4 protein-coding genes are annotated in these 7,476 nt (G+C 48.0%); 2 read left to right on the top strand and 2 right to left on the bottom strand.

The window, feature by feature from the left end; translation table 11 throughout:
- The coding region (locus H608_RS24685; RefSeq protein WP_028788883.1) for a hypothetical protein at positions 1 to 237 on the top strand (237 nt) is incomplete at its 5' end.
- Positions 238 to 455: 218 nt separating this feature from the next.
- Positions 456 to 1,430 (top strand): NAD(P)-dependent alcohol dehydrogenase, encoded by a 975-nt coding sequence (locus tag H608_RS0117855; RefSeq protein ID WP_081658944.1) that lies wholly within the window; start codon positions 456 to 458, stop codon positions 1,428 to 1,430.
- A 168-nt stretch (positions 1,431 to 1,598) separates the two neighbouring features.
- Here H608_RS0117855 and H608_RS23835 read toward each other — a convergent pair whose 3' ends face one another.
- Positions 1,599 to 6,218 carry a DUF6603 domain-containing protein gene (locus H608_RS23835; RefSeq protein ID WP_028788881.1) on the bottom strand — a complete coding sequence of 1,540 codons (4,620 nt, stop codon included), beginning with the start codon at positions 6,216 to 6,218 and terminating at the stop codon, positions 1,599 to 1,601.
- A gap of 26 nt (positions 6,219 to 6,244) precedes the next feature.
- A complete protein-coding gene (locus H608_RS0117845; RefSeq protein WP_028788880.1) occupies positions 6,245 to 7,465 on the bottom strand; it encodes a ComEC/Rec2 family competence protein in 1,221 nt (406 codons plus the stop codon).
- Positions 7,466 to 7,476: the final 11 nt, after the last annotated feature.

The following is a 7,476-nucleotide window of genomic DNA, read 5'->3' as shown; positions in this document are numbered from 1 at the left end:
AAAAAAGAACAGGCCCAAACCAGCAATAAGCACAAATACAAGGTCAATCGTACTAATACATTAGCCATCGTCAAATATCACTTGCATGTAATGGTGGTCAAAGGAATGGTTGTTCCATGTCTGAAAGCGATCGACAGTATACTGCTGAAAACAAAGGAAATTATCCGGCCAGCAAGACGCTTCCCCCGGAAACACCTCAAAAAAAAACCGCCAAACTCAAACTATAAACACCTCTAAAGCCTTAAGGAAACGACATTGAATCGTCAATGGTGAATCGTCAATCGTCAATAAAAGCCGTTGTTTGGGCCCTGAGGCCGATGCTTCGGCCCCTCGAAGGGTGGTCCCTGAGGCCGATGCTTCGGCCTCTCGAAGGGCGGCTTTAAAACTTATTACCTATAACCTAAAACTTAACCAAGGTTAAGCAGGTTTTCGTGCTGTCGATTCATTTTTGCGGCATGGATACTTCTTTCATGCAGGCTGCCGTATTCAGGAAATACGGGGCACCCGAAGTGGTGAAAATTGAAATGCGGCCCAAACCCGTCCCCGGTGATTATCAGGTATTGATCAGGAATTATGCCACTGCGGTAAACTCGGGTGATTGGAAACTTCGCCAGGCCGATCCGGCTGCGGCCCGGTTATTTATAGGATTGTTTCGCCCGAGGAAAAGCAAACAAATACTCGGAGCCATATTTGCCGGTGTGGTTGAAAGCGTTGGGCGTCGTGTTACGGAATTCAAACCCGGCGATCATGTCTTTGGCGCCACAGGTTTTGCATTGGGTACGCATGCAACTTATGTATGCGTGCATCAGGATTCACCTATAGCAGCACTGGGAAGCGATATTTCTTTTACCGATGCAGCGGCTATTCCTTTCGGTGCTACAACGGCTTTGCATTTTCTTAAAAAAGCGAATCTGAAAGCAGGACAGGAAATCATGGTATATGGTGCATCGGGTGCGGTTGGCATCGCCGCTATTCAACTGGCAAAATATTTTGGTGCCATTGTAACCGCGGTCTGCAGTGCGGCCAATAAAGCGCTGGTTACCGACAGCGGCGCCGATTATCATATCGATTACAACCATCCGGATTTTGAAAACCACACACATCAGTACGACGTGGTTTTTGAAACGGTAGGCAGGCTGCCATTAAAAAAAGCTATTACGTTGACCAGGGAAAACGGCGCGGTTATTCTCGGATCTGGCGGCTTCTCTGATATATTATTTGCCAGGGGCAAAGCGAAAAGAAAAAACAGGAAACTGATCACGGGACTTGCGTTGGAAAAAAAGGAAGAAATGATTTTACTGAGCACTTTGCTGCAAGCCGGTGCAATCCGTCCGGTGATCGATACCGTTTTCCCGCTGAATAGAATTGTGGATGCGCACCGGCTGGCGCAGTCGGGAAGGAAGAGAGGGAATGCGGTGGTGGAGTTATGAGTAAAAAGCCGTTGTTTGATCCCCACCTTCGAGCGCCGAAGCATCGGCCTCAGGGACCACCCTTCGAGGGCCTCAGCGAGCAAACAACGGCTGTTTATTCACGATTGACGATTGACGATTCACGATTCACCATTGACGATTCACCATTCACCATTGACGATTGACAACTCAACCTTTCCAATAAGCATACTTCAACACCGGCGGTGCCATAATAAAATCTTCGCCAGCTTTTGCAATCTGTTCGACATTTATATTTTTGTTCACCGCAACTCCGCGGGCAGCCAAACGGTCTACCAGGCGGAGACGCGTGGCTTTTACTTTTTCACTGTTGATCGTTTCCATCATTACCCTCATGCCATCCTTATTCTCCGGACCATCGATGAATACGGGCCTGGCCGGTTTGATAATATGCGGGTAGTCATCGTAATCATATTGGAAGTTTTCCAATCCGATTGGCAACGATTGTTCAGGCACCGGCGATACCGGTACGATGCGGAATCCCATCAGTACATCTTTAACGGTAGCATCCTTCACTAAACCCGTCTGCCGTTTGTCCCAGAGTGATTTCGGCACGTTGCGGATGATAGCCGTAATCTCGTAGCGGACTTTCGGATGGAGTATCCCTTCAAATTCCAGTGTTACCACTTGTTTGGAATTGAAGTCTTTATTAGCTACTTCCACCATCCCCACACCAAAGTCTTTGTTAATAGCAGCCAATGCGCCCGCATTCGTGATCACGATGTTTTCTTTCGGCACTGCACCGTTTTTATCGCGGATGATCAGTTCGTATTCTTTTGCCGGCATCACTGCAGTGGTCTCCAGCGTTACGTCGTTGCGGTTAACGATCCAGCTAATGGGTTCTGCTGTTTCTTTGACGGTAAGGTCTTCGGCCAGCCCTGTTGTCACACGCCCGATGCAATAGGTGTCTGTCGGTACAGGCACACCTGCTACATTTCCATACAACCTTTCGTGTTCCAATGTTTTTTGAGACGGTGGCAGGAAGGAATCTTTGAAATCCTGCCAACTGATATTCATAGCCGGTTTGGCGGTATTGGCGCCAAATGATATGTCGAAAGATATGATCCACAAATGGATCCTGGCGATGCCGGAAAAGTCCGGCCCCCATATCTTGAGATCTGCACCCAGGCTTACTGATATGGTTTTGGTAATGGTGGTGAATAGCAGGTTTAAGCGGAACGTATACGATACGCCGAAGCTTGCATAAAGATGTGCTTCGTAATAATAAGGTTTCCAGGCAATGAGAAAGTCGGCACCGATGATGAACCATGCTTTTAATGAACCGCTTTGGAAAGTAGCTTCCAGCGAACCTCCTGCCATGACGCAGGTTGGTGTGAGTGCAAAGTATAATCCGCCTTTCAAACTGACTTCCGAGGTTACAGTCCAGTTGAAACCGAGCCTGGGCACTTTGGGATAGTGTGCAGGCGGCGTGAAGTTAGGGTGGTATCCGCCCAGGGTAACCACAAAATCTCCTTCGTGTTCATTGAGTGATGTCCATACATAAAAGGCAAAGCCGCCTGTCAGCAGGCATGATTTGGATAAGATGTACGATGCCGGGGTAAGTTTTGCTTCTACCGATACGATGCCTCTGTTGGGCAGTATCTGCACATTGAGTGCCAGCTGCGCCGACGCGACTACTTTGGGTGACCTGGAAGGAACGGATAAGGTTGATAAACCGATCAATCCGATTTCGAGATCCGTACCAAAGGCCACGGAAAGCAAGGCAAATGATTCCAGCAGTTCATAGGTAGTGAAACGTATACCGGCTGCGAGCCAGTTCTGCCCGATCTGCACAGGCACTACTCTTTCTTCTACCAAAACTTTCAATGCCTTCCCGGGATCGGGCCCGGAGAAGGGACCGGACTGGCCGGGTACAAATCCTGAAGTGAGTGGGAATTTTGTGACCGTATCGATGGTCGGAAGTTTCAGACCACGGTTGTAGCCAAATCCGCCGGCAAGCCCGGTAATGAAAAAAGCCGGATCGCCGCCGAGTGGCGGTGCAGTCATCAGCGCAAAAATAAACAACGAAGGATGCCCGTCCTTCGACGCATAAGAACCCAATGCAGAAAGCGAAAATGCTTTCACACCTATAAGGGCAGAGCCGTTATATTCCGTAACACCATCCACTACCTGTTTGAGGAAGCCGCCGGATATTTGTACCGGTCCGCTGCTGAAGGCGATATTCAATCCCGCCAATTCAAAGTCCGGGTCAAATTTGTTGAGCGGGTTGCTGACTCCCAGTTGAATGAGGTCGATTTTTAATGCAGTAAATACCAGTGAGGCATCCAGTAGCAATGCTACGCGGCCATTGCGGTACGATATGCCGGCACGATCGAAATAGAGAGGACCGATCGTTCGCTGCAGATCGACCCAATACGCATTGGCCGAATTGTCCGCTGTTTCCGCCGCGGCCATCAGCAACAGTTTTTTCTTATCAGCGGTATTGAGTTGTACGTCGAATTTGTTGTCGCTGCCAAGCTGCAATTCCAACGCGCAATATGCACCTGCTTCTATGCCTTCGGGCATGTCGGGCAGTTGCGGATAAGCTTCGCCACCCTGTTCTTTAATAAGTAAATTGAATTCTTTTACAATCGACGCTTCTATTTTTTTAGTGGCAACAATAAGTTTGAAGCCATTCAGTCCGGAGGGGCCGGCTATTTTTTCGAGGTCATCACCTACCAGCGGCAGTTGCGCAAGCGTGATATTGATCTTGATATCCACACCGATCACATAGGTCCAGGCGTCGTTTATTTTTTTGGCGACAAATATAGCCGTGCCGAAGTTGGCTGATTCGGCTGCGACCAGTAATGCCTGTCTTCCTTCGGTGAAATTATAAAAGAGTTTTGCTTCTTTCAGTGCCAGGTTGAGGTTTTCAGGTATGGCAGGTACATTGTCCATACCAAATGCATGCGCAATGTCTTCGAATTGCAGGTAGCCCGTAGCATCTTTTGCTTTCCATTGCGCGAGAATGCTGCTGTCGGATGGCGTAGTAGTGCCGATTATTTCAAATACGGATTTGCCGACATTCAATGAACCGGAAAGTTTCCGCTGATAGCCGCCCGCTTCCAATGATTTCATTTCAAAACCTACGGTCAGCTGAAATTCTTTTTTCGCAGCAACAGGAATATTACCTGTAATGAAAAAAGAGAAGTCTTTGTTTTGTGTATTGAAGCTGGTAGCCAGGTCTTGCAAGGTAAAGTCGGCCAGCCAGGTCGGCGGAGGTGGTGCGTTGAAGGTTTTGGAGAGGTAGGAAGTAAACTCGCCCAAAGGAATGCGTTGGCCTTTACCCGTTTCACCGGTAAACAGCCATCCGCTGGTTTCACCGGTTGCATTGTAACTAGCGGTAACGTACAAATCAACCGAGCCAATGCGGAAGGTGCCGTTGAAAGCGGCGTTGGTTTCTGCTTCATTGTGCTCAACCGAAAATCCTAATTCATCGATGCTCAGGGCGAGGCTTTGTCCAAGGTTGATCGGCCAGTAGCCATCGATGTTTACTTCGAATGAATAATTGCCGGACTGCAGGTCGAAACCCAATTCATCTACGTATAAATTTTCAGGGATACCGCTGGCTTTGCCTACGAAGTTTTCCACGAACTCGCGGATATTCAGTTCTGATTTTTCCGTGAGGTAACCTTGTACTTCAAAATTCGGATAACCCGCAGATACGTAGATAGAAGCCCGTTCTGTCAGGTTAATCTTTCCTCCCATGAATAAAGATGGCTTCGGACCGGAGAAGGGAGTGAATACATTAAAGCGAAGGGATACATCGCTTGCAGTAAAAGTTTTGCCGGTTGAACTTACCGTAAAAATTTTCCAGGGAGAGGTGCTGTCTACCTGCAAACCGATCATATCCACTTTTGTGCCCTGCACATCGAAGTCGATAAACAGTTCGGTAAAACGTACATATTCTTCGATATGAAAATCTGCCGGGATGGTTTTAGCCAGGTCTGCCCCGCCGACGAAATCACTTAATGCATCGAGCGATGCATTAATAACTTCGGTCATGTCTGCACCAAAGCGGACGAACGATTCGAGGTCGGTTATTCTTACAGACAAGGGAAGATGATATTTTCCTTCGGAAAAAGGGACGGAAGCCGTGAGAAATAACATCGGCAGCAGTGTGCTTCCTGTGGCAGAATCTCCGGCGAGCTCGCTTTTTAAGCCAAAACTGATGTCGGTATTTTTACTTACCCAGAGGTTTACGTTTTTAATCACCGGGCCGCGGAGATCGATCAGCTCCAGGTTCGTGCCGCCATCTTTCAATGTAATAGATCCGTTTAAGGCTTCCTGGTTGATACCAAGGATTGTGCTGATGCCCGCGCTGCTGGCGGCGAAGTCGATCAGGCCATCGAAACTGAGCCCGGCTGGTTTGTTATCGTCAGGATCGGAGAGCAGCCAAAAAATATTTTTGCTGAATCGTACCTGTGAGCCGAGTGTGTCTTCCAGGACCGGAAATGATTTACTCAATGTCCACAGTTCGTTGCCGGAGGCCTGCAGAGTCAATGCCGCATTTTCTTCCAGGATATAAAACTTTGCCGTAACATCCATCTCTTTAAAAGGAAGATCCGAACCTTTTCCTTTAACAGTGATGCTCTGTTCGTCGCCGGACGCAATGCTGGCGCCGGACAAGGTCAGTGTGGCCTTGGGAAAAGATTTTGTGGCAATCACCGTAATGCCGGGTGAATCCAGTTTGGCTGTGTCGAGGCTGAACTGGCCATCTTTCAGACTTTCTTCAACCAGTTTTTTGAGCTTTGCAATATCGATCGACATGGGTAGAGTGATTTAAGTTTTGCGTATCAGAGAGTCGGCGGAACGAAATCTTCATCGAACCAGCTACCTATGACGCCGGTTTGGTAGAGGTCTTTTTTTGATTCGGCGCGGAACAGGAACCAGTTCTTGTAGCTGAAACCGAAAAAGCCTGTGCCGCTTTTTTTAGGGCCTGCATCCTTCGGGTCTTTCAGCCAGAAGAAGGTGCGGCTGTCGTTCTGATCCCAGTCGTAGTCTTTCCATTCTACATCGAGGATGCGTTGAAGATCTTTGAAGCTGTCGTACCCTTCCATACCATATTGCCAATATTGGTAGGTTCTGGGCTGATTGCGCAGGCGTGAGGAGGTGAGCCACCGGCTCATCACGTCATATCGCGGAAGATTAAAGGAGGTTACCAGCAGACCAACGCTCACCAGCAGGCTTTCGGGGTTTACCCAATTCTTGAAATTTTCGGTTGGCAAACTGCTTTCGCTTCCATGATGGGGAACCTGGAAGATGGATACTTCTTTGATGCGGGGTTTTTGTTTGTCGTACAGGTATGTCAGCGTTTCATCTGTAGAGTCACCGGTAAGCAGTAACTTATCCTTGTCAAATTTGACAAGGGTACACAAACTGACCACATTGCTTTTGGTGGAGGGCGAACGGGACACGGTGGGCACGTTTCCGGCAATAATGGTCAGACTCCAATTGATGCCTTTGCGTGTTTTTCCACTTTTGATCACATAGCCGTCTTCCGGAATATCTTTTTCGATTGGATCCTGGTAGTCGAAAACAGGCGCCCATGTTTTGGATATATGCTTTTTACCGTTGAGCGTTATTTCTTTCAGCAGTGGGCGGCCAAACAAAAAGATATTGCGCATCATGGCTGTTTCCTTATAATAGCCAAGTGGTGATTTGTCGCTCAGGGCACGACTGAAATAGAAAATATTGACCTCGACTTTTGGTTTGCTGCAAAGCAGGTCAATTAATTTATTGTAATGATCTTTATCCGGATGCGTCATGATAACATTCACGGCTTTCCCTCTCGACCAGCTGCGTACCAGCTTTTTTGCTTCTTCGAACGATTCGTCGGACAACTCGGCTGTGGTGCCGCAATCGATAATATAAACAGAGTTGTCTGGGCAGCTGATAATGGTGCAGTCGCCTTGTCCCATATCTATGAAGGCAAGATTCATTTCGCCGATAATGGCACGCTGGGATACCGTAGCCGTCAATTGACTTTCCTTGCCGAATGATGTATAAATATTCATAGCGTAAAATG

The organism is Terrimonas ferruginea DSM 30193 (genome assembly GCF_000425585.1).
In the GTDB taxonomy this organism is placed as follows: Bacteria; Bacteroidota; Bacteroidia; order Chitinophagales; family Chitinophagaceae; genus Terrimonas; species Terrimonas ferruginea.
The sequence above is the reverse complement of the archived record's forward strand: the minus strand, read 5'-3'. Positions and strand labels throughout refer to the sequence as shown.

Coding starts and splice junctions, on each gene's coding strand:
- H608_RS0117845 (WP_028788880.1), bottom strand. CDS start 7,465: ATGAATATTTATACATCATTCGGCAAGGAAAGTCAATTGACGGCTACG.
- H608_RS23835 (WP_028788881.1), bottom strand. CDS start 6,218: ATGTCGATCGATATTGCAAAGCTCAAAAAACTGGTTGAAGAAAGTCTG.
- H608_RS0117855 (WP_081658944.1), top strand. CDS start 456: ATGGATACTTCTTTCATGCAGGCTGCCGTATTCAGGAAATACGGGGCA.